This window comes from Alteromonas sp. KS69 (assembly GCF_003989595.1).
GTDB classification, from domain to species: Bacteria; Pseudomonadota; Gammaproteobacteria; order Enterobacterales; family Alteromonadaceae; genus Alteromonas; species Alteromonas naphthalenivorans.
In genome coordinates, this window is sequence record NZ_PYHU01000043.1 from 1 (window position 1) to 23,023 (window position 23,023).

Sequence of the window (23,023 nt, forward strand, 5' to 3'; positions counted from 1 at the left end):
GTGGGGATACCTCAGACTCTGCCCCCTTTATGTCCCGCTATTTAAAGTACTGCTCCTCTTGGGTCGGTAAACGAAGAATATGAAGTTCTTCTTTCTGGAAGCTCTGGTTGATGTAGCCCTTATCCGCAAAGTCCTGCAATATTTCTGGGCATGGGTATTCACCCCACTTTTGTTTATAGCGCCCTGCATTAGAAACAAAGTCGATTAGATGATTTACGGGGCATCGATAATTTTCGCGCTCTTTAATAAAGGTGATCAGATCTATACGTTCAATATCAAGATTCGCATTTATACATGTTTGAAAGAAGTCTTCATCATTCAGGCCATATCCTCGATATCCCTCATCGAAACCGCCAATACGCTTTAAATCGTCGGTTCCAATGCAAAAAAGTGTACTATTTTGTCGAATACTAAAAGCGCAGTCAGAGCCATTCTCCTTTGTTTCGGGATTATTGTTAGTGTGCTCAATTAAATCGGAATAATCGGTAAGGCTTATATCTTCTGAAACACATGATATTTTGCTGGTTATAACACGAGATTGAGACCATGAGTTTTGCAAGCACTTAAATAGCTGAGGTGAAAATATGCTCTCAACGTTCATAAACAAACACAGAGAAGATGTAGCTGCTGCTAACCCTCTATTTCGCGCCCCCGCAATATCTAATTCTTCACAGTTATCAAACCGATGAACAATGTTAAATACCTCACTTTTGTAAAGCGAGTGTTCTGAAGGCCTTCCCATCCAGACCACGATTAATTCGCGGGGTGGTAGCTCCGCCTTTTCAAGTCGATTTACGAATGCGGTAAATGCCTCTATGCGGGATTTCACTGTGATGATGACACTAATTGAAGAATGTTGATTCATGAGAAGTCTCTGATAGGCCAGAACAAATATATAAACGAGCAAAGGGCATACCCATATTAATTCACTACTAATCAAGGTGTTGCAAAAAAGACAGCGATAGCATATGAAATTTTTGTAATGTTAGGGGAAAGTTTTACGTACTCACTCTTACTAGCGACGTTTTCGCTTCCTATTTTCCACATATGATATTTTGGCGTCATTAAGATAATTTGAGCGGTTGGTAAATTGAACAATATTTGCGTTCTACCACTATATAATCATAACTCGGTTTCTAGAGCAGGCTCATAGCTCTGCATCGGTCTACATGATTCGCCTTTCTCTGAATTAGTACACTGATACTCTACGCAATACGGGGCTTTAAATAGAAAGGAAAAATGACAAGGAGGGGTAACACTTGAACCAGTTAAATCTTGCCTTAATAACTATTGGCGCGGTTGTCTTAACGTTAGGCATGCTTACGCGAGTGATAAATCGTTCTTACCTTTCCATGCCACTTCTCGCGTTTATTGTAGGTGTTGTCCTCGGCCCAATAGGCACTAGCATACTAACCCCTGATTTATGGGGCGATAGTAATAAACTCCTTGAAGAATGCGCTCGCGTTACAATCGGCATCAGTCTAATGGCAATAGCGCTGCGGATTCCTAGAAACTACTTATTCGACCATAAAAAATCGTTCTTTCTGTTGCTAGGTGTAGGAATGCCTGCAATGTTTTTTCTCAGCAGCTTAATGGCACACTGGATATTAGGGGTACCTCTACTTATTGCGCTTCTAATTGGCGCGGCTATCTGCCCTACCGATCCCGTGGTCGCAAGTTCAATCGTTACCGGCGGATTAGCGCGAAAACACCTGCCAGATCGATTCCGCTATGGCCTGTCTACTGAATCAGCCATAAATGACGGTTTGGCTTACCCCCTAGTGCTATTACCAATTCTGTTGTTGACGCCAGCAGAACATAGCCCTTGGCTAACTTGGGGGCTGCGAGTAGTGTTGTGGGAGATTGGTGGCGCTATTGTACTAGGGGCGTTATTAGGCTGGATTGTCGGCAAGTCGCTGTTATTAGCTGAACACAAAAAAACCCTCGACCATTCAGCTTTTTTGGCTACCACCTTGGCATTGACGCTGCTGACATTAGGCGTCGCTAAATTCCTATCCACCGATAGTGTCTTAGCGGTATTCGTTGCAGGTATGGTTTTCAGTCAGCTGGTAGGCGGTTCAGATAGAGCGAAAGAAGACAAAGTACAAGAAACCGTTAATCTTTTTTTCACCCTTCCTATTTTCATATTTTTAGGCTTAATGTTACCTATAGATAGTTGGTTTGAGCTTGGGTGGGACGGCGTGTGGTTTGCGCTGGCCATTCTACTTGTTAGGCGCATACCGGTTATTATTGCGCTCTCTACTTTTCTTCCTATATGGAACAATTGGAAGTTAGCCCTATTAGCTGGGCATTTCGGCCCTATAGGGATCTCTGCGCTATTCTACGGTATGGTAATCTTAGATAAGAGTGGACATGATATCGCGTGGACGGCGGGTAGTTTGGTTATTACCGCTTCACTAATTGTTCACGGAGTAACAGCGGCACCTTTGGCTAAACTCTGGGCAGTTAAGAAAGAAGATAAGGAATAATGGCTATAAAAAGGAGAGTACTACTCAGTTCTCCTTGAGTAAGCTCTCCTTGAAGTATATCTTTTTTGCTAGATTACACCGGATCGACTAATGATAATGTTTACAGCAATCCACTATAGATTTCGCCGTATCGCTACTCTCACACTTACTGGCGATATCACCTACCGATACTACCCCAACTAATTGCTTATTTTCTTCACTATCTAATACTACAAGACGTTGAACCTCATTTTTGCTCATATTCCCTAATACAGTATCGGTGTCGTCGTCTTTGAAACAATAGAGGACAGGCTCACTTAAAATAGAGGAAATGCTGTCATCTAAGCTGACTCCCTTTGCCACTGCATTTACAACTAAATCTCTGTCAGTCACGATACCAACCAGTTTATCGTTGTTGTAGACAGGCATAAGGCCAGCCTTCATTTCGGCCATTTTTTTTGCTGTTTCCATCACTGTGGTATTAGAAGGTAGTATTTCGGTATTGTTAGTCATAACTTCATGTATATACATTCATCTTGCTCCTTTTGGTTGAAGCTTGGCGAACGCCAAGCTCTCTTTTACTATGCAAGTGTTCTACCAGTATCAAAGCCAGTTTGATAAGGGGTTCGGCGCCTTAAAAAACCAAAGTTATGTAGAAAATACATTTTTTACGTAAAGATTATAGTTATGGACGACAACTCGCTTCAAAAATTTGGTTCCATTACTGACTTCAAAAACCGGCGCCCATAAAAGCAGCTCGCCATAGCCCGTTCATGAACTTGCAAAATCGCTTTTTCCAATAACGTATCGTAAAAACAGTAAGCACTGGCATGAATCCCGCAATTCTCTCCGTGTATCCTTAAGCTTGCTATTGGCGTGCAGAAGTCTCACTTCATATAGCGACAATAAGTTTAGGGAACTGAAATTCTATTTATGAACTTTGAAAATTAGGAGAATATTATGTTACCTGAGGAATACCGCGAATGTGTTGATGCTTGTAATCGCTGTGCAGATGCTTGCGACCACTGCTCTACTGCCTGTTTGGAAGAAGACAATATAGCCGAAATGGCGGAGTGTATACGTTTAGATATGGACTGTGCTGCCCTATGCCGATTCGCTGCCGCTGCAATGGCGCGTGGCAGTAAGTTCGCCCCACAAATATGTAAGCTCTGCGCAGAAATATGCGATGCGTGTGCGAAAGAATGTGGTAAACATGAAGCACCACATTGCCAAGCTTGCGCTAAAGCGTGTAGCGAATGTGCTGAAAGCTGCCGTGCAATGGCTGCCTAAACCCAAAAATGTTGGCAGAGTACCTTTTCACTTACGTCTTCACCTACGTCGAAATCTAGATTCTTCGGCAGACGGAAACTCGGTAGACGGAAACAGCGTACTCCGCCCCTATTTCTCTACAAGCTGCTGGTTACTGAAACGGCTGTTTTGCCTAGTAGGTTATATGCTTGCTCTGTTTTTTCATGGGAAGGACTATTGACTACTACTACCCACTTGCCTTCTCGGGTGGCGTTTCTAGCCTGATCCACCACACCATCCTGATCTGGCCTAAGGGATATAAAGCCTGCAATCATTAACCCACCAAACAAACCCAATATTGAAAGCGCTAGTGTGGTCATCATGGGGCTATCTTGTGTATAGCTTGGCCCAATAAAAGATAAAATTGCAGCGATGACAACACCGACAACAACGCCGACTATGCCCATCGCGATATGAGCTTTGAGCATAAAAAAGCCGACCTGGCTGTCCTTATTCTCTATCTTCTGGTCAAACTGAGTGTCGTGAGGATTTAAAATGTTGACCTCATCAGGCTTCAACGCAGCTTTTTCTCGTACCGACTCGGCGGCAGTTTTGGCGCTAGTTTCATCGGTATAGATGGCGCAGACTTTTCCTCTGATCTCATTACTCATAATGTTTCCTTTTTGTAACGCTCAGCATTAGGTTAACGAACTCGGACTAACTTCAGTTATAGAAATAAGAATTGCAAAACTCATTCCCTTAAAAAGAATTATCGATAGAAGCAGCTGTGAAGCTGTTAGGAATACTCACCACGCCCCCTTAACTAAGCGAATTTGAGTAAACGCGAAAAGGCACCGTTATACATATAGTGCTGACAAATTTACCGTGAAATTGCAAAAATTACTTATTTCCTACTCCCTACCTTACGAATTCAAAATGGTGTGGATGGCACTTAAACAAGTAGAAAATTTAAACACAGCGGGCAAAGTTCGTGGCTTTCAGACAAGCCCTCGTTTTTATTTATCTATAGATGCTGTGTTGGCGCGTTTTACGCTTAATGATGGGTTCATATTACAACTCTACTGAGAGCTCAAATGCCACAGCATAATCCCCCTCCTATGGGTTTAAGCAAGTTAGATAAAGGCTACAAAGTTTGTGTTTGGGCGCCGCATGCGGCTAGCGTATCCATACATGGAGAATTTGACGACTGGAGTGACGACGGACTTGCGCTATCTAAAGAAGACGGTGGGGTATGGGCTGCAAACGTACCAGAGCTAAAAAACAATCAGCAATACCAATTTCTTATTACTACCGAATCTGGCGACGTATTAAAGCGCAACGATCCTAGGGCTCGATTGCTTACCAACAGTGTCGGAGCCTCAATTGTTTATGATGATGACTATCATTGGCCTGATGCTCCCTTCTCTATGCCCGACAAAAAGTCGCTGGTTATTTATGAACTGCACATAGGCACATTTAACTGCAAAGAAAGAGACGAAAATGGAACGCCGAATAAGCCTGGCACATTTGATAGTGCTATCGAAAAATTAGATTACCTTGCAGAACTCGGTATTAACTGTATTGAATTGATGCCCGTTAATGAATTTGCAGGTGACTTCAGCTGGGGTTACAACCCTGCCTACCCGTTTGCGGTTGAAGAAGCTTACGGTGGACCAAATGGCTTGAAAGACTTTGTTCGCGAAGCTCATGCACGAGGTATCGCCGTAGTATTAGATGTGGTTTACAACCACTTTGGACCAAGTGATCTTCACCTTTGGCAATTCGATGGCTGGTCTGAAAACAATAAAGGCGGTATTTACTTTTACAATGACTGGCGTAGTGACACCCCGTGGGGCGATACAAGACCAGATTATGGCCGACCAGAAGTGCGCCAATACATTTTTGATAATGCAATGATGTGGCTAGATGAATACAGACTAGATGGCTTGCGTATGGACATGATCCCCTATATGCGTTCTGTATCTGGTTCAGAAACTCCTGAAGATTCCATTGAAGAGGCTTATGATTTAATTCGCTGGATAAACAGCGAAATACAGCAACGTCACCCAGAAAAAATCGTCGTTGCCGAAGATCTTCACGGAAATGACTTCGTCACCAATTCCACAGAAGACGGTGGGCTTGGTTACACGGCACAATGGGATGCACACTTTGTCCATCCAATACGAGATGTTTTAACCCAGCCAGACGACGAGAATAGAGATATTGCTACCGTCCAAGAAGCACTTACGCAGCAATACTCCGACGACCCTTTTCGCCGCGTGATTTACGTGGAATCCCATGATGAAGTGGCAAACGGTAGCGCGCGTTTAGCAGAAGAAATAGCACCTGGTAACGTGGATAAAGACTACTTCGCTCGTCAACGTTCTGTAATAGCTGCAGCACTTACCCTCACAGCGCCTGGTATTCCCATGTTATTCCAAGGCCAAGAGTTGCTAGAAGATCTTTGGTTTGATGATATGGACCCTCTAGATTGGTCGAGAGAACAGAATTTTCCGCAGTTACACAAAGCCTACAAAGCCTTAATCGCGTTACGCAAGGGTAGCCCAAGCTTACATAGTAATGAGGTAACAGTGACGCACTTCGATAAAGACAATGGCGTACTAGCCTACATCCGAGGCGATAACGGCGATGATGATACAAACCAAGCCGAAAACGACAAGGTAATGATTGTCATAAACTTTAAGGATCAAGCACACGATAATTACGAAATACCCAACCTAAACAAAGGTCAATGGCATTGTATTTTTAATTGGTACGGGGGATATCACGAGCCAAGCGACTTTTCATTTTTGAATGATACCGCTGGTGAAGAACATAATGATCACGAAAGAGATAATGATCATGAAGAAGATAATGATCATGAAGAAGATAATGATCATGAGGAAAATAGCAATCGTGAAGGAAATAGTTACGCCATGCTTTACCTGGAAGCCTATCAAGTCTTAATTTTTCAGCTTAATCATTAACAATGGCAAACGCACTACAAGAAAATCAGGTGCTAATGCTACGGTAAACGATAAAGAAATCGCGCTTAGTTTAGCCGTAAATTTCTCATAAACTAACCGCATTTCTCAATTCACTAATCTAAGTAATTGTTACACCCACCGTGAAATGATTTCATTTTGCGGAGGGCTTCCCCCTTAATTCGCCCGAAATTACCGTTAATTCAAGATGGTGCGTGCTTTGCATTGCATTGGCTTACTTGAGTCATCTTTAAGTGAGTAAAACGGATTGTTCTGACATAACGTTGATTTTAGATTTGCCATGAACTTAATTCTACGCTCTTCGTTCCACCTTGAAAAAAGGAAACGGTAAAATGCCTTCCTCCTCAAACCATCGCATCTCTAATTGGCTGCTAAGAATATTCTCAGTAGTAAGCTTTTTTATCGGGTTATATTTAGCAGTAGGCGGAGCTTGGCTAGCTATAGAGGGCGGCTCCTATTACTACCTTATTGCAGGGGCTACGTTAATATTAACGAGCCTCTTACTATATTTCCGTCAACGTTTGGGCTTATGGCTTTTTGCCCTTTTATTCTTGGGTACCCTTGGCTGGACTATTTGGGAATCAGGCTTAGATTACTGGCGCTGGGTACCGCGCATGGGTGTACCTGTTCTACTGGGGTTAATTCTTGCGCTTCTACTTCCAAGCTTTAACATTTCGAGACGAACGAGTTTTTCTCTTGCCGGCGCATTTTTAGTTATTTTTGTAGGTGCCTTTTGTATGGCGTTCGTGCCGACTAACTGGACTCATAACGCTACCACTGCAGAGGCAGGAAGTAGTTCGATAAAACTCGGTAGGGGTAACGGGCTTGGCGATATTAGCGATGATGATTGGCCGGTGTATGGGCGAGATAACAATGCCAGTCGGTATTCACCAATAACCGATATAACTCCTGAAAACGTTTCTTCGTTAAAACGGGCATGGCAATACAGAACAAGAGATATCCCCTCTAAGCGATATGGCGCTGAAACCACACCCATTAAAATCGACGACAAACTATATTTGTGTTCAGCAAGAAACCAATTAATTGCTTTAAGCGCTGAGAGCGGTGAGGAAATATGGCGTTATGATCCCAAAGTTGCCGACGAAGACATACCTTATACTGCAGCCTGTAGAGGCGTCGCCTATTACAAGGTACCAAATAGCAATAACCCATCTACCACGCAAGCCTGCAATGAACGAATAGTGAGCGGAACGTTAGATGGAAGGATCATCGAAGTCGATGCACAGTCGGGTAAGCCCTGTCTCGATTTTGGTAATCAGGGTGAGGTCGATATTAAAAAAAATATGGGAAAAACCCCCAGTGGATTTGTAGCGATTACCGGCGTTCCCGTTATTGTTCAGGGGGTTATTATAACAGGTCATCAAGTATTAGATGGCCAAAAACGTTATGCCCCATCAGGCGTTATAAAAGGGTTTGATGTGCAAACTGGTGAGCTTCGCTGGGCATGGGACATGGAAAAGCCTTACATCACCAAACTACCGCCAGAGGGGGAAACCTATACCAGAGGTACGCCAAACATGTGGACCTCAGCCACCGGCGATAATGATTTAGGTCTTGCTTATTTGCCCATGGGTAACTCGTCTGCCGACTACTGGAGTAGCTCACGCACTTCTGAAGAACTCAAATACTCAACCTCGCTAGTGGCGATGGACGTTAATACGGGAAAACCTGCTTGGTCATTCCAAACTGTTCACAAAGACGTTTGGGACTACGATTTGGGCTCTCAAGTTAGCCTTATAGACTACCCTACTGATAACGGACCTATACCTGCAGTTGTGCTACCAAGTAAGCAGGGTGATATTTATGTATTAAACAGAGAAACCGGTGAACTACTGACGGGCGTAGAAGACCGCAAGGTCCCAACTGGTGGTGTAGGGCCAGAGAAGCGTTCTAGCACCCAGCCATTCTCAACATTTCACACGCTTCGTAAACCGGACCTAACCGCCAGAGACATGTGGGGCGTGACCATGTTTGACCAACTGGCTTGCCGAATTCAATTTCAAAAAGCCAGCTATAAGGGCATTTATACCCCACCAACCACAGATCAACACTGGATCCAATATCCCGGGTACAACGGCGGCTCCGATTGGGGAAGCGTAGCAATCGATCCTTCTCGAGGCGTACTCATTGCCAATTATAATGACATGCCGAATTTTAACCGACTGGTTAGCCGCGAAGAAGCGAACGAGCGAGGCTGGAAACCACGAGATGAAATGGAGCATGATGAGGGTGGTCCGGAAGGTGCCGGTGACCCTCAACAAGGCACCCCTTACGCCGTGGATGTGAATGCGGGATGGCGCTTAGGGTTTACAGAATTATTATGCAAGCAACCTCCTTACGGTGGTATACGTGCTATAAGCTTGGAAGATGGCAGTACATTGTGGGATCGCCCACTAGGTACAGCGCGAAATAACGGTCCTTTTGGATTTGCCTCAGGTCTACCGCTAACTATAGGTACGCCCAATAATGGCGGAAGTGTTGTTACAAAAAGCGGTTTAATTTTTATCGCAGCAGCCACCGATAACCTTATTCGCGCTATAGATATCAATACCGGGGAAACAGTTTGGCAAGACGCGTTACCCGCAGGCGGGCAAGCGAACCCAATGATGTATCGTGAAAATGGAAAAAGTTACTTGGTCATCGTTGCTGCCGGCCACCACTTTATGGAGACACCACCAGGGGATTATGTCATTGCGTACGCACTAGACCAGTAGCAGAAATTGGGTCAGATTACATTTTTAGTTAATTTACTCTGACCCTGTTATTTTTGTTACTCGTTATAATGAGTAAAAACTTGATAGGGGGCGCCGCCGTAATCGTAGTCTGATAAAACAAGATTAATAACATCGCTTGCTTGAACGTCATAGAGCGTGGTTTCTAACAGTAAATCGTCAGTTTCGCTATCGTAAACATATACATCATAATCACCAGCTTCAATTTCTACATCAAGAGTGCTCAAATAAGAAAATGAGTCAGATTCATCGTATGAGTCAGGCGAACTTCCTTGCTCAATCACCTTCACAGAAATTGAGGTACTGCTTTCGTTGTCAATATTATGAGAAAAAAGCAGTTTCGCGTGGGTTTCAATAATTCTTAAGTCTTCGGTATTGGAATAAGACGTAACCGTGGAGTTTGCATTTCCACTACCTAATAACAGCGCAATTTCATCTGCATGAAAATCTATGCTAGTACTTTCTAATACGGCTTGGCTATCGCTGTCACGAAGATAAATATCAACATTAGTTGCCTCGTCTGGGTCATCAATGGCTATTAAAATAAAGTCAGACAGTTCACCAAAATAAATATCTTCCGCGACTAAATTTGACGTAGTACTTTGAGCCACTGATATAGCACTAGTATTAGTAATATTGTTACTTGCCCGAAGGTAACTGTCTTGCGCTTCATTAGTTAGTTGCCTCGCCCCGCTGCTGTTAAGCTCCACAATGCTGAAAAATGAATCCTCTATTCCCGCACTGTCATAACTAACTAATACGTAAGATAGCGCCTCTCCTTCTTCAATAGTTATGTCGTTTTTCATCGCTAAAATAGTATCGGTGCCTGACTCGGTAAAGACTATTTTATAATCGCCAGCGTCCAACTCAGTGTCTCCACTGACATCGGCTAATGAAAGCGTATAGGAGGCTGACTGATTAGTCAGTGAGCTATCGGCATCAAGAATGTATACATCGACAGAGTCGTCGTAGCTGGCTAAGTTGGCAAATTGCGCCATAGCGTAACCATCGTCAAAATCTGAGTCGTAAACATCGGACACGTCTATTTCTATTTCCAAGCTACTAGGGTAGTCGGTCTCGCCATATAAAATGTAGCTATGTACTTTTTTGTTATCGACTTTAAGTGAATCTTCGTCGATAAAATTGCTATTTTCCGTGTTAGGCAGTATTTGATTAAACTCAATGTCGTAAGAAACATTGCTTACATATGAGTATGCGGTGGCTTCGGCAAACGACATTTCTCCTTCCGAGTCATCATCTACCACAAACTCTATATCGGGCGATTGGGGCACTAAATTCACATATTGTGCGTAGCCATTGCCATTGCCATCTCCGTCTTCGTCATCTTCAACATATACGCATCCGGTTAATGATAATGCGCTAATAATGGCCACACTGGTGAAACACCGCTGATAAAAATACATAACATCACTCTTTTCAAATTGTGTTCTAGGAGGCATTTTCGTGGGGATAGTTGCGCAAAGCTGAGTAAATAAGGCGTAAAGAGGATTTCAACATTTGAACGTATAGTAGAAAAAAACCCACCTCGGGAAGTGTGTAGCCATTACTCCTTCACTTTTGGTAAATGATCTGCAAGCAAGTTTGTTTCAGCGTGTGTCGTAGTAAGAAAAAAGTGCGGTCAGATGTGTTGTTCTGTGGCAATATTTATTTAATTCTATGGCCTGCGTTTTGTTGGCCGACTAGATAAGGAAAATCTATGCTGATAAACGCGCGTAAATGTACTGGTGTTGCTCTAGCAGTAACTGTTGTGATTCTAAGTGGTTGTGGAGGCGGTAGCGGAGGTGGCAATACCACCACACCAGTAACTACTACACCACCTGTTAGTAACGAACCCACTTGGGATCCAGGTGTGTATGAATCACAATCTACTTTTATCGCGCAATGTGAATCACCAAGAACAGGGATAGATCCCTTCACAGGCAGCGCTTACCCTGATTCACAAGGCTCCGCGTTAGATGAAAAACTGTGGTTACGTTCATGGACCAACGACACTTATCTTTGGTACGACGAAGTTGATGACAATGACCCCGAGAATTTCTCGGTAATAGCCTACTTCGATCAGTTAAAAACCAACGAATTAACCCCAAGCGGAACAGCTAAAGATAACTTTCACTTTTCTCAAGACACCGCAGAATACAATGAGCTATCGCAATCAGGGGTGTCATCTGGGTATGGATTCGACTGGGAGTTTGTTGCTAACACTTCCCCTCGAGAGCTTGTGGTTCGTTTTACTGAACCTGACTCTCCTGCTGCATTGGCCAATGTACCTCGCGGCGCTTCATTGATTACGGTCAATGGTATCGACTTCGTGAACGACAACACCCAAGCTGGTGTTGATGCCCTTAATGCGGCGCTATTTCCTGAAAGCGCGGGCACTATTACCAATTTCGAATTTGAACTTATTGACGGCAGTTCGCTAGCTGTGGACATCACATCATCCGATGTAAGCGTAACGCCAGTGCAAAACGTTAGCGTGCTAGATACTGAAAATGGCAAAACAGGTTATTTTCAGTTCAATACCTTTATTCGCACAGCCCAAGATGGCCTTATCGATGCGTTTGATTTATTCGTAGATGAGAATGTAACCGAACTGGTTATAGATTTACGTTACAACGGTGGAGGCCTGTTGGCTTTGGCTTCTCAGGTTTCCTATATGGTAGCAGGCCCTAGCCAAACTAATAACGCTATTTTTGAAACCACTCGCTTTAACGATAAGAGCGGTACAACAAACCCGGTAACCGGCGGCACGGTACAAGCAACCCCATTTTATAGTAATGAAATAGACTACAATGCAGGCGTACTAACCAGCACCTTGTTACCTAGTTTGTCGCTTACACGTGTTTACGTGATAACCACGGGTTCAACGTGCTCAGCCAGTGAAGCGGTAATGAACGCATTGCGGGGGGTCGTTGTTGAAGTGGTACAAATAGGCTCTACTACCTGTGGCAAGCCATATGGTTTCTACCCTACCGATAACTGCGGCGAAACCTATTTCACTATTCAGTTCCAAGGTGTGAACAATAAAGGCTTCGGCGATTACGCCGACGGTTTTATGCCGGTAGCATCCCCTAGCTTCGACTTTGAACTACCCGGCTGTGATGTGGAAGACGATTTTACAGCATCACTAGGTGACCCCGAAGAAGCCATGCTTGCAGCGGCCTTAGAATATTCTGCTACCGGCAGCTGCCCTGTGGTTGCTTCCACAGAAGAACTCACTAGGGCTAACGCTTTAGGTAATCAAGAAAGTGCTGCTAGCACAGCGAGTAACCAAACAGGAGAAGCCCTGTTATCTATTGATAATCCGAATACTCGTAGAAATACCTTTATTTTGCACAATAAGGTTAACGAACCTGTTATTGAGGAGCGCGAATAATGGCAGTTGTTAAAACGGTACTAGGTGCACTTGTCATTCCACTTGCTGTAGCAAGTGGCTGCGCAATGACCCCTGTGCCGAATGAAAAAGACTTGGTTGACGCACTCACTGACGACTTGAGTTTTGCCCAGAAACAGATAATAGAAACTAAAATTAGCGACTGGTTTGGTGGCATCAAAATTACCCTTGCCGACGATGTATTTTCTGAGTCTTCGCAAGTTAGTATTGAGCGTAAAGCACACTTGGACGAAAGAAGATTACCTATTGAGGGAAGGCACAATAATCCCGCATTTACGTTTACCTTACTGACCGATGGTGAGCATTGTGTTTTGCGCAATGATCTAACTGGTGATATTGAAAAGCTAAGTGATATTTCTTGCTTAGCACAATAGCAAATTTTAAAAAGGGTCAGAGTGTTTAATTAACTCTGACCCATTATTTATACTTTACGGTTGCAGACTCGCCAGCACCCACCCGCTGGTATTGCGGCTTTACAAAACTCGTATGTACCGAGCCCAATGCTTTTGAAAGCGATAAAGTCACTTCATCTACATGCGCAAATGTGTGTCGAGACTGCAATACTAGTTCAGCGTCGTGTGGAAGTGCTTCGCTATGCGAGGTGTAGCTAACCGTTTCAACAGGTATTTTTTGTTTATTGATCACTAGAGTGGTTGTTTTTTGAAGCGCGCTTTTTACATAGTCAATTTGCTCTTCAGCGGTTAAGTCTTCAGGCATAAGCGCATCAATATCACCGAACAGCCATGCTGGCTCGCTACGAAATGCGCTGAGCAAATGTGTCGCATTAGTACGCACCGTCGGCCACATACGCACCCCCCATTTTTACTCTGCCCCATTTTTACTTTGCCCCATTAATCATGTCTTTAGCTGTATTTTGAATACCTTCTGCTGACTGGCCATTAACGTTTAGCATACCTTCTAAATTTAAGGTACCGCCTTGATTGTTGTAACCTATGAAGGTTGTTTTGTGTGGACCCAGATCTAACTGCCTTAATACTCCCGCCATTACTTCTGCACCTGTGTGTGTAACGATAATACGTAGTGGAGATTTAGGTAAAATACGCTCTATGCTCGCAGGCTCATGGCAATATTCAGCCTCTGTTTTGTCTCGAGGTGCACGAAATCGACCTGGTTCTAGCAGAGCGACAACCGAGCATTTTATCCCCTCCTTCTTCAACGAATTTGCCGCAGAAAGACAAGCCTGCAATTGATACCCGCCTACGGCTATAAGCTGTATATCTGGGCTTGATTGTTCCAGGGCAATAAATAATCCCTCATTCGCGGCATGTTCAGACTCAGCTTTATTCGTAATGACTGGTAATTCTTTTTTTGCCGCCACGATAGCAGCAATTTTGCCATGGGTTTGATATACGTTTTTAAGTATTGAGTTTGAAGTGTTGGCATCAATCGGAAAATACACAGGTGCTACATCAGACATTTCGCAAATCCAGTTTTCAGTAAACTTAGGATCTTGATGAGACTGTTCATTTTTTCCGTTTTCCCACGTATGCGAGGTGGCTATTATAGGCACGCTTATCCAACTTGCCGAACGATTCGATACTTTTAAATTTCGGGAAAAAATGGCTTCTTGCCTCATGGCTCCTAGCATTTTCATTGCGAAAGCTTCGTAGGTTACAACCAAACCTATACCTTGCTTATTAGCCAACACTGCTGACACCACGGCTTCTTCATTTAGTGCGGTAATCACCCCACCTGTTAACGACTCTAACTCTTCGTCTTCTGGTGCACTTACACGGTGCTTAAGCGTTCTGATTGTAGCCATCATTTGATTGCTTTGTATCTCGTCAGGGTTCCCCAATCGAAAGCGCAAAGACTTATTGGTAAGGATCAAGTCGTTAATCCACTGATCAATCTGAGCAAGGCACGATACTGATCCCTCTACTTCTGAATAATTATCATCGGGAAAAGTTAGGCTAACTTGTTTTAATAACCGTAATTCATGATCCTTTTCCTGTACTCGTTCGGTGCTCCGATGATTATTCAAAACCTTAACACTTTCTAATAGCGCTTCTTGAGGAACATGAAGCTTAGCCGTTGCCTCATTAAAAGCTGCTCTTGCCTTATCGTCATCTACTAAGCTATTACCTAACGGGAGACTATGCGCTGCATTTGTCCCTGCTGAAGGTAGACCATAGCCTTTTGCAACCTCAGCAATAATATAGGGTAGTTTGACAGGGTACGAATTCCGCCCAGATTCTGCTTCGTAACCGCGTTTAGCTAACGTCTCCGTAGCATTAATGATTGCAATTGCGTATGCGGCAGGATCGCTACCATCTATAGTGACAGGATCAAAATCGTGTAACTCCAGATGTTGTTTAAAGTAACTGGTGCCCCCTTCTTGTACCATCAAAGTACGCTGATCAATTCTGCGTCCGTTATCAATCATAACAGGCGCGACTAATCCTGTGTCTGAAGCACGCCACCAGCGCGGAGCCCAATCACTTCCTCTTTGCTCTTCAAATGCCCCGTCACTTAAAAAGGTGACCAGCTCTTGCCCCGGAAGCGGCATATGAACGTACTTGAGTGAAGTGAAACCTAAATACCCTCCCTCAGAAATTCCTCCCGCCGTGTGTAAATTTACATGACTTCCCACACGAGACTCTAATTGCCCTTCGGCATTTAGATCATATCGGTAGTAGTCATTACACAGCCGGCTCAGCCCTTTCTCGTTACATGAATAAAGTTGTTCTTTCTCTTCATACTGATTGCCGGTAATTGCATTCACAGCTTCTATTGCCGCCACACAGTGCCCTTGGCCCATAACCCATGAGCGAGTTTTACCGCTTAAAGCATTAGCCAGAAGATACCCTGTATAAGCGGGCGTCATATTCAGTGCCCCCCCCTGTATGGCCCTGCGCTTTTTCTTTAAAATCGTCGATATTTAGTGGGTTGCCTGCCATAGACACACGTTTTGCGTAGGTCATGTGGGCAACCAACCACATGCTGGCACTACAGATTCGATCAGCTGCTTTTAGCAATTCTATTGCGTTTAATAATTCGGATTGTTCACCACATGCAGCGTGATAGTGTTGGGATAAATACTTTTCGACAATATTCATCGTCGAGGAAGTATGTTGGATTTTTCCATACCCCTTAGACCACTCATTGAAAGCGTCATTAACTTTTGCGTTGAATACTGCCGGCATTATCCATTCTCCTTCGTATACGTTTTATATTGGTTAAGCATCACTTTGCATTCGTCACTGGGGGTAACCCAAATCTCAGTTTGGGAACCTGTATCGTGAATTGCACAGCATCCTTCTGCATGCTTGTTTTTCTCTTTAGAGACAGAAATGCCAAGCCCTGCAAAACGTGACAACCCAGATTCCCTCACTTCAGGTTGGTGCTCCCCTAGCCCTCCACCGAAGGCAATTGCGTCTACGCCACCCAAGACCCCCATAAAAGATCCAATTGCTTTGGTCAGTGCATAAGAATATACGTCGCGAGCGAGAACCGCATCGGCATTTTGGCTCTGTTTCAGTGTGCGATAATCTCCGGAAATACCACTCAAACCAGCCAGCCCCGCTTCACTATTAAACATTTTGGATAAGCTTTCTAACGTGTAGTTTCCATGCTCTAGCAAATGCAGAACGATGTTTGGGTCGATAGCACCGCTGCGCGTTGTCATGGGTAAACCGTCGGTTGGGGTATACCCCATAGTGGTATCTATTACGCATCCATCCTGCCAGGCAGCTAATGAACTTCCACCCCCTAAATGAATGGTAATAACACGCTTAAATCGCTTTTGTTTTTGAAGTTGCTCCCATTGAGATTGATGTGCAAGCCCATGGAAACCATATTTCATGACTGGCCACCGTTTGGATAGTTCATCTGGAAGCGGATAAACTCTCGCGTACTCTGGAAGGGTATTAAAAAGAGCAGAATCGGAAAAAACAAAGTGATTGCAATCGGGCCACTTGTGAAGCCCATGTTCAATTAATTCAAGTGAGATTTTGTTATGAAGAGGGGCTAAGGGTAACCAATGTCTAATTTCATTCAGGCAATCCTCATCAACCTTTTGAGGATTACTATCCTTTTTTCCAATGTGAACAACACGGTATAATAGTGTGCTGCAAGGCAAAGCGTCATTTAGGTATGAGGTAAAATGATTAAGGAGCTGTTCTGGTTCACCTTCAATGGACTGATGTTCGAGTCGATTATTTCCCTCCCATAACTGAAGTTCCAGAGAACCACTTCCCGCATTACAAACAAGAATTCTTTCAGAGTTATTTTCCCCACAGAAATCTTTACAACAATCATCGGAGTCTCTAACGGGGTATGAGGATCTATTATCTCGCATAGCTCAATTATGTGCTTTGGGATAATTTTATAAACGAACCGTTCTTCCATATTGATCACTCTAGGAACAAATAAATTACAAAAAAATAGTGGCTGAGAAATAAGGGCCCATAAATCAAAAACTACTTTTGATCTTCCGCTTTTGTATCAGGCACCACTATATATTGAAGTTCAGAATTAGGGGTATGTCGCTAGACGAAACAGTAAAAACGCGCTGCCTCTACAGCGTTTATTCACTTAACCATTATGTAGGGTAAAAGAAACGAGCTAACGAATTTCACCCTCGTTCAAATGTACTCTTACCACATTTAGCTTTACTCTATGTGAAGAAACGTGACAAAAACGAGACTAAAAAATGCAACCTCACGACCATTCACCACTAGATGATTTTAATGAATACCCCGAACACACGATGCTATCGCGAAGCACAGACTTCCTAAAATTAATGCAACGCAGGCACAGTATTCGACATTTCAGCGACCAATGTGTAGACAAAACGATTATAGAAAACTGTATATTAACTGCCGGCTCCGCGCCAAGTGGTGCCAATCATCAACCTTGGCACTTTGCAGCTATTCAATCGGCCGCAGTAAAGCAAAAGGTGCGAGAGCAAGCGGAAGCGCACGAGCGAGGATTTTATGAAGGTCGTGCTGGGCAACAATGGTTAAACGACCTTAAGCCTTTAGGCACAGATTCAAGCAAGCCCTACTTAGAAACAGCTCCTTGGCTTATTGCAGTATTTAGTCAAAAATTTGATGAAGTGGAAAGCGGAGAAAAACGTCAAAATTACTATGTTCATGAATCTGTAGGCATTGCTGTTGGCATGCTTATTACCGCGTTACATAATGCAGGCCTAGCAACACTTACCCATACGCCCAAGCCTATGAGCTTTTTGACCGATGTATGTCAGCGGCCCGATAACGAGCGCGCTTATATGCTTATTGTTGCGGGGTATCCGGCACCTAATGCAACCATTCCAGCACATGCTAGGCAGAAAAAGTCACTAAACGACGTAGCCAGCTTTCTTTAATGAAAAGCTGTCAAAGTGTTGTAGGGTAAAGACCTTTAAGTCGGCTTCACTCTGGCCCCGTTTTTTGTTCACCCAAGAAACGGGGGGCAGGTTACCCTGCATACATTTATAGTAATCTAACCACAACACTTCTTGTATTTTTTACCGCTACCGCAAACACAGGGATCGTTACGTGCAGGTACTTTTTCTACCGTTACAGTACCCTTTTTATTCAGTAGCACTGTTAACTCTTGTATAGATTCCACCGCTCCTTCCTTTGTATCAATAGTAATATCTGCATACAAATCTGCGTCCGCCACTAATGCTTTTACTTCTTGTTTTCGAGCTTCATTGGTTACCACTAATTTAAGCGGATATTTTTTACTGCCTGCAATACGGCTGGCATTTCGTTCATAACCGTATGTTAGGGTCGTTTGACGAGCGTCTTTACGACCTTTGAAAAAAAATTTATCTGACATTTGGTGTTCCAAACATTTAAAAGTAGAAGGAGGGTGACATCTTTAAGTCGTCACAAAAATTAGCTAATCAACCGAGGCCTTGGATAAGAAATTTCAAAATGAAGTCATTTTTCTCAATCATTTCATTAAAGAGCTATTAGCTATCTATTTTCAATCCATTTAACTAGAGTAAGTCATAATATCTTTGCCTGAATTAGGGCGTCCATGATGTGGTTTAGTTACTCTAAACCCATGATGAGCGATAAAAAACAGAGGGTAAAATTGACTTTCAGGGGTTGCGTATCCGAGATTCAGATTAACCACGCATGGTGAATTATAGAGAGCTATATGATGATCTGCTTATGTCTAGTCTACTACAAGTGCAAAGCACACACACAACCTACGTAAGATTAACGTAGCATTTAGAACAAAAACGCCGCACTAAAGCGGCGTTATAGTTCCAAATTTACATTCTTTGTTTTCGGGATAGATGAAAATGCGGGCTATAAACGAGGAGCTACAAACGGGGGCCGCTTACTTTTAGCTATAATTGATGCAGCCCCCATTAATGTTTTACTTTTTGTTAGGCACAATCAGGTACTTTTCACCTGTCTTCTTAGCATTGTATAAGGCGACATTTTCAGGCTGCAGTGCTTCTTCAAGGCTTAATTCTTTGGTGTAAGAAGACGCAAAAGTAGTGTTAATTTCAGAGGCAACTTTCTGATAAAGTGCGCCTACACGCTTTTTATCTAGTTTGCCAAGGAAGCGCATAAGTAACCAGCCGCCAATTCCCCATGTCATACCGAAAGCTCGATTTAGTATAGTTGGAGAGAAATCTAGGCCACCGTATATATACACTTGCTTGTTGCTGTCAGAACCATAGGTGTTGAAGCCTTTGGCATCTTTACTGCCTGACGCTTCCATCATGGTAAGAATGTCGCTTACTAACTCGCCGCCGCCAATAGCATCAAATGCTAACGTAGCGCCTGTTTTATCAATAGCGTGGTAAAGCTCTGCTTTGAAATTCTCGCTAGTAGAATCAAGCACAATTTTAGCGCCTAAGTCTTTAAGAATATCTACCTGTTGCTGACTACGCACAATGTTTACCAAATCAACGCCTTCTTCTAAGCAGATTTTGTTTAGCATTTGGCCCAAGTTAGATGCAGCTGCGGTATGTACTAAAGCTTTATGGCCTTCCATACGCATGGTTTCTACCATACCCAGTGCAGTCAACGGATTTACAAACGAAGACGCCGCTTGCTGCGCCGTTGTGCTTTCCATATGCGGCAAACATGCTTGCGCTGGAACACATGCATATTCGGTGTAAGCTGCGCCAGTTAGAATAGAAACAGTTTTACCCATTAGTGCCTGAGCTTCAGGGCTATCGCCTGCCCCAACAACCGTTCCCGCACCTTCGTTACCAATAGGTAAAGTTTGATCAACGCGCGACTTAATGCGCATCAACATTGATTTATGAACTGGTGCAACCAACGCATTTTTACTGGCATCAAAGGTGGCTTTATCAAGGCTGGCAGGGCCGAACATGGGCCACATATCAGAAGGATTAATTGGTGAAGCTTCCATACGAACTATCACTTCGTGTGGCTTAGGCTCAGATACATCTACCTCTTTGATAGATACCTCTAGTTCGCCTTCTGATTTAATAAGCGTAAAAAGCTGTTTGGATTTATTCATTTTGGTTGTCTCGCTATGTTAATCAAGATCTACGTGTGAGCTAAGCTAACATGGCGTTAACATCAGTAATATTTATATTGGTAATATATATAGGTGCAAATGAGTTATAAAAATAAAAAAAGGATAGAGTACATTTAGGTTTGAGCAACTCTGACCCCATTATTTTCACAAGGCTGATATACTATGCTAGAAAATTAAATAAACACTTACAGAGTACCTTTACTACCAATGATAAATACACAACACCATTTAGCAGGCAATGAGTGAAAATACCTAAACGCCTACAACCTCTCGTCGATGATGGTTTAATTGACGAAGTATTAAGCCGCTTAATGAGTGGTAAAGAAGCCGATGTTTTCGTGGTTCGCTGTGGTGAACATGTTCGTTGCGCAAAGGTTTATAAAGATGCGGTTAAACGTAGCTTTAAAAAAGCGGCACAGTATCAAGAAGGTCGCAAAGTGCGAGGTGGTCGCCAAGCACGTGCTATGGGCAAACGTTCTAGCTACGGACGCCAAATTGAAGAAGAAATTTGGCAAACTGCAGAGGTAGATGCCCTATCACGTTTAAATGAAGCCGGTGTGCGTGTACCAGATACATACTGCTGTATAGATGGCGTGCTGCTAATGGAATTGGTGTCTGATGAACACGGCGATGTAGCGCCGCAGTTAGGTCATGTTAGCTTTAGCAAAGAAGAAGCAATAGCCCAGCATAAACTCATGATGCACAATATTATGCTAATGCTTTGCGCGGGTATTATTCACGGCGACTTGTCTGAGTTTAACGTTCTTGTAGATGACAAAGGCCCTGTCATTATCGATTTACCCCAAGCGGTAAATGCCTCAGCCAACAACAACGCCGAGGCCATGTTTGCTCGCGACGTTAATAATATTCGCCGTTATTACGGCGAGTTTGCTCCCGAGCTATTGAATACTAACTACGCAAAAGAAATGTGGGCGCTATTTGAAGAAGCCAACCTAACGCCTAATTCTGTCCTTACAGGTGAGTTTGAAGATGACAGTGAAGATGCTGATGTAGACGCCATTCTTGAGGAAATACAAGCAGCCGCTGATGAAGAGCAAGAACGGTTAGCACGTATTAATTTTTCGGATGATGATTAGCAGATAAAAATGGGGGAGCAGAGTACTTATAGTTATCGCGTTACCCGCCGTTACTTGACACTTATTTTAACTGCACGAAATTGAAATAATTGAATTAAAATTAAATGCTAGTCGCAAAATTTAGTAGGTGCTAAATTTACGTGGCATTCGCAAAGCAATGTGATTTTATAGGCCTGAATGCCCGTTACGCATTTTAACGGACTGGTAGGTAATCAAAGCCCGATTTACTCGGGCTTTTTTGTGCTCTTTCAATTTAACCTAATTAGTTTTACTTGCTAGGTATCGGGCTGAAGTTTTATTAAACGGCCGCCTTCTTTGTCTTCAAGTACATATATGTTGCCCTTGTTATCTTGTTCCACCTCACGAACCCGTTTACCCCATTCGTAACGTTCCGCCTCTTCCACATTCCACTTTTGACCATCTTGACTGAAAGTAACCCGCACTAACGCTTCTGAAGACAAACCGCCTATGAAGCCATTCCCTTTCCAGTCTTTGTACATGTCACCCTTATAGATAATAAAACCCGCCGGGCTTATGGCAGGTACCCACGCATTTTCTGGCGCTTTATAAATAGGGTAATCTTCGTGGTTCGGTATTTTTACACCGGAATAATGGTCGCCCTGCGAAACGACGGGGTAGCCATAGTTACGCGCTTTTTCAATAACATTGAGCTCATCACCATGACGGGGGCCCATTTCATGGGACCATAAATTGCCCTGTTCGTCGAAATCAATACCCAATGGGTTACGGTGCCCGAGCGTCCATATTTGTTCTGTCACGCTACCGTTGCCATAAAATGGATTATCCTGTGGCACGCTTCCATCTGCATTTAAGCGCAAAATTTTTCCCAAGTTCATCGCCATGTTTTGCGCTGGCGTAAATTTCTGCCTGTCTCCTGACGTAATAAACAAGTAGCCGTCCGGCGAAAACGCCATACGATGTGAATAGTGCCCATTTCCGGTTACTTTCGGTGATTGATGCCAAATAACTTCTCTGTCAGACAAATTTGCACCGCTATCAGAAATATTTAGTGTTGCGCGCTCAATCACTGCCCCACTGTAGGCATCATCTTTGGGATCGCGCACTATGTAGGAAATATAGATGGTGCTATTCGTTTTAAAATCAGGGTGAACAATTACATCACCTAAACCACCTTGCCCTCGCGCTTTAACGTTGGGAGTGCCGGTTACTGCAAAGCGTTTCTGTTGGTTCTTATCAAGCAACCACAGTGTGCCAGCCTTTTCTGTTACTAAACTATGCCCATCAGGTAAAAATACCATTGCCCAAGGGTTTTCGAATGATGTTATAGCTTTTCCGACAAGCATAGTGCCCTTACTGCCTTTCAACTCAACCTGAGTTGGAAAGTCAGACTGAGCCGACGCAACGAAGGAGGTTGCTAGCATAGTAAAAAGAAAAGCTACTTTTTTTCCCGTGATAGGTTTTCGCATAGTCGTTGTTAACCTTGTAAAAGGTTCGCGTAATACTTGTCACACCGCAGTGTGGCACGCAAATGATGATTAATAACGATGTTTACGCG

19 protein-coding genes are annotated in these 23,023 nt (G+C 43.5%); 8 read left to right on the forward strand and 11 right to left on the reverse strand.

The genetic code is table 11. The annotated features are described in order from the left end of the window. Positions 1–37: 37 nt before the first annotated feature. Positions 38–865 carry a glycosyltransferase family 2 protein gene (locus tag C7Y69_RS18165; protein WP_013783040.1) on the reverse strand — a complete coding sequence of 276 codons (828 nt, stop codon included), beginning with the start codon at positions 863–865 and terminating at the stop codon, positions 38–40. A gap of 394 nt (positions 866–1,259) precedes the next feature. On the opposite strand from C7Y69_RS18165, the gene C7Y69_RS18170 reads away from it, so the two are divergent. After that, positions 1,260–2,489 (forward strand): cation:proton antiporter, encoded by a 1,230-nt coding sequence (locus tag C7Y69_RS18170; RefSeq protein WP_126873721.1) that lies wholly within the window; start codon positions 1,260–1,262, stop codon positions 2,487–2,489. Between the two features lie 87 nt (positions 2,490–2,576). Here the strand turns inward: C7Y69_RS18170 and C7Y69_RS18175 are convergent, their stop codons facing one another. Next, the gene (locus C7Y69_RS18175) at positions 2,577–2,999 is read right to left on the reverse strand and encodes a CBS domain-containing protein (RefSeq protein ID WP_013783038.1); all 423 of its coding nucleotides are present in this window, start codon (positions 2,997–2,999) and stop codon (positions 2,577–2,579) included. 429 nt (positions 3,000–3,428) lie between these two features. Here C7Y69_RS18175 and C7Y69_RS18180 point away from each other — a divergent pair, with 429 nt between their 5' ends. Continuing rightward, positions 3,429–3,758, forward strand: a complete 330-nt coding sequence (locus C7Y69_RS18180; protein ID WP_013783037.1) for a four-helix bundle copper-binding protein — start codon at positions 3,429–3,431, stop codon at positions 3,756–3,758. Positions 3,759–3,874: 116 nt separating this feature from the next. Here the strand turns inward: C7Y69_RS18180 and C7Y69_RS18185 are convergent, their stop codons facing one another. Then, positions 3,875–4,387: a hypothetical protein gene (locus tag C7Y69_RS18185; RefSeq protein ID WP_126873722.1), complete on the reverse strand. Its 513-nt coding sequence runs from the start codon at positions 4,385–4,387 to the stop codon at positions 3,875–3,877. Between the two features lie 423 nt (positions 4,388–4,810). On the opposite strand from C7Y69_RS18185, the gene C7Y69_RS18190 reads away from it, so the two are divergent. Both C7Y69_RS18190 and C7Y69_RS18195 read left to right on the forward strand, forming a co-directional pair. Then, positions 4,811–6,703, forward strand: coding sequence for an alpha-amylase family glycosyl hydrolase (locus C7Y69_RS18190; RefSeq protein WP_126873723.1), 1,893 nt, complete (start codon positions 4,811–4,813; stop codon positions 6,701–6,703). Between the two features lie 350 nt (positions 6,704–7,053). Then, positions 7,054–9,456 (forward strand): membrane-bound PQQ-dependent dehydrogenase, glucose/quinate/shikimate family, encoded by a 2,403-nt coding sequence (locus C7Y69_RS18195; protein ID WP_185864198.1) that lies wholly within the window; start codon positions 7,054–7,056, stop codon positions 9,454–9,456. 56 nt (positions 9,457–9,512) lie between these two features. Here the strand turns inward: C7Y69_RS18195 and C7Y69_RS18200 are convergent, their stop codons facing one another. Then, complete coding sequence (locus C7Y69_RS18200; RefSeq protein WP_126873724.1) at positions 9,513–10,898, reverse strand: DUF4397 domain-containing protein; 1,386 nt, start codon at positions 10,896–10,898, stop codon at positions 9,513–9,515. Positions 10,899–11,191: 293 nt separating this feature from the next. On the opposite strand from C7Y69_RS18200, the gene C7Y69_RS18205 reads away from it, so the two are divergent. Together C7Y69_RS18205 and C7Y69_RS18210 are read left to right on the forward strand one after the other, a co-directional pair. Continuing rightward, positions 11,192–12,868 (forward strand): S41 family peptidase, encoded by a 1,677-nt coding sequence (locus tag C7Y69_RS18205; protein WP_126873725.1) that lies wholly within the window; start codon positions 11,192–11,194, stop codon positions 12,866–12,868. After that, positions 12,868–13,260, forward strand: a complete 393-nt coding sequence (locus C7Y69_RS18210; RefSeq protein ID WP_126873726.1) for a hypothetical protein — start codon at positions 12,868–12,870, stop codon at positions 13,258–13,260. Before C7Y69_RS18205 ends, C7Y69_RS18210 begins: the two co-directional genes overlap by 1 nt. A gap of 43 nt (positions 13,261–13,303) precedes the next feature. Here the strand turns inward: C7Y69_RS18210 and C7Y69_RS18215 are convergent, their stop codons facing one another. From C7Y69_RS18215 to C7Y69_RS18225, 4 genes are read right to left on the reverse strand one after another with little or no spacing between them, the layout of a single operon-like run. Continuing rightward, positions 13,304–13,693 (reverse strand): hypothetical protein, encoded by a 390-nt coding sequence (locus tag C7Y69_RS18215; RefSeq protein WP_126873727.1) that lies wholly within the window; start codon positions 13,691–13,693, stop codon positions 13,304–13,306. A 31-nt stretch (positions 13,694–13,724) separates the two neighbouring features. After that, positions 13,725–15,734, reverse strand: coding sequence for a xylulose 5-phosphate 3-epimerase (locus C7Y69_RS18220; RefSeq protein ID WP_244361130.1), 2,010 nt, complete (start codon positions 15,732–15,734; stop codon positions 13,725–13,727). Then, on the reverse strand, positions 15,700–16,053 hold the full coding sequence (locus tag C7Y69_RS21960; RefSeq protein WP_244361127.1) for a hypothetical protein: 354 nt from the start codon (positions 16,051–16,053) through the stop codon (positions 15,700–15,702). Before C7Y69_RS21960 ends, C7Y69_RS18220 begins: the two co-directional genes overlap by 35 nt. Further along, positions 16,053–17,207 (reverse strand): pepsin-like aspartyl protease, encoded by a 1,155-nt coding sequence (locus C7Y69_RS18225; RefSeq protein ID WP_126873728.1) that lies wholly within the window; start codon positions 17,205–17,207, stop codon positions 16,053–16,055. Before C7Y69_RS18225 ends, C7Y69_RS21960 begins: the two co-directional genes overlap by 1 nt. 354 nt (positions 17,208–17,561) lie before the next feature. Between C7Y69_RS18225 and C7Y69_RS18230 the strand changes: the two genes are divergently transcribed. Further along, positions 17,562–18,236, forward strand: coding sequence for a nitroreductase family protein (locus tag C7Y69_RS18230; protein ID WP_126873729.1), 675 nt, complete (start codon positions 17,562–17,564; stop codon positions 18,234–18,236). Between the two features lie 116 nt (positions 18,237–18,352). Here C7Y69_RS18230 and C7Y69_RS18235 read toward each other — a convergent pair whose 3' ends face one another. Further along, a complete protein-coding gene (locus C7Y69_RS18235) occupies positions 18,353–18,694 on the reverse strand; it encodes a PBPRA1643 family SWIM/SEC-C metal-binding motif protein (RefSeq protein ID WP_126873730.1) in 342 nt (113 codons plus the stop codon). Between the two features lie 552 nt (positions 18,695–19,246). After that, positions 19,247–20,368 carry a zinc-binding dehydrogenase gene (locus C7Y69_RS18240; protein ID WP_126873731.1) on the reverse strand — a complete coding sequence of 374 codons (1,122 nt, stop codon included), beginning with the start codon at positions 20,366–20,368 and terminating at the stop codon, positions 19,247–19,249. Between the two features lie 263 nt (positions 20,369–20,631). On the opposite strand from C7Y69_RS18240, the gene C7Y69_RS18245 reads away from it, so the two are divergent. Beyond that, positions 20,632–21,486 (forward strand): PA4780 family RIO1-like protein kinase, encoded by an 855-nt coding sequence (locus C7Y69_RS18245; protein WP_126873732.1) that lies wholly within the window; start codon positions 20,632–20,634, stop codon positions 21,484–21,486. A 275-nt stretch (positions 21,487–21,761) separates the two neighbouring features. Here C7Y69_RS18245 and C7Y69_RS18250 read toward each other — a convergent pair whose 3' ends face one another. Continuing rightward, the gene (locus C7Y69_RS18250; RefSeq protein WP_126873733.1) at positions 21,762–22,934 is read right to left on the reverse strand and encodes a PQQ-dependent sugar dehydrogenase; all 1,173 of its coding nucleotides are present in this window, start codon (positions 22,932–22,934) and stop codon (positions 21,762–21,764) included. Positions 22,935–23,023: the final 89 nt, after the last annotated feature.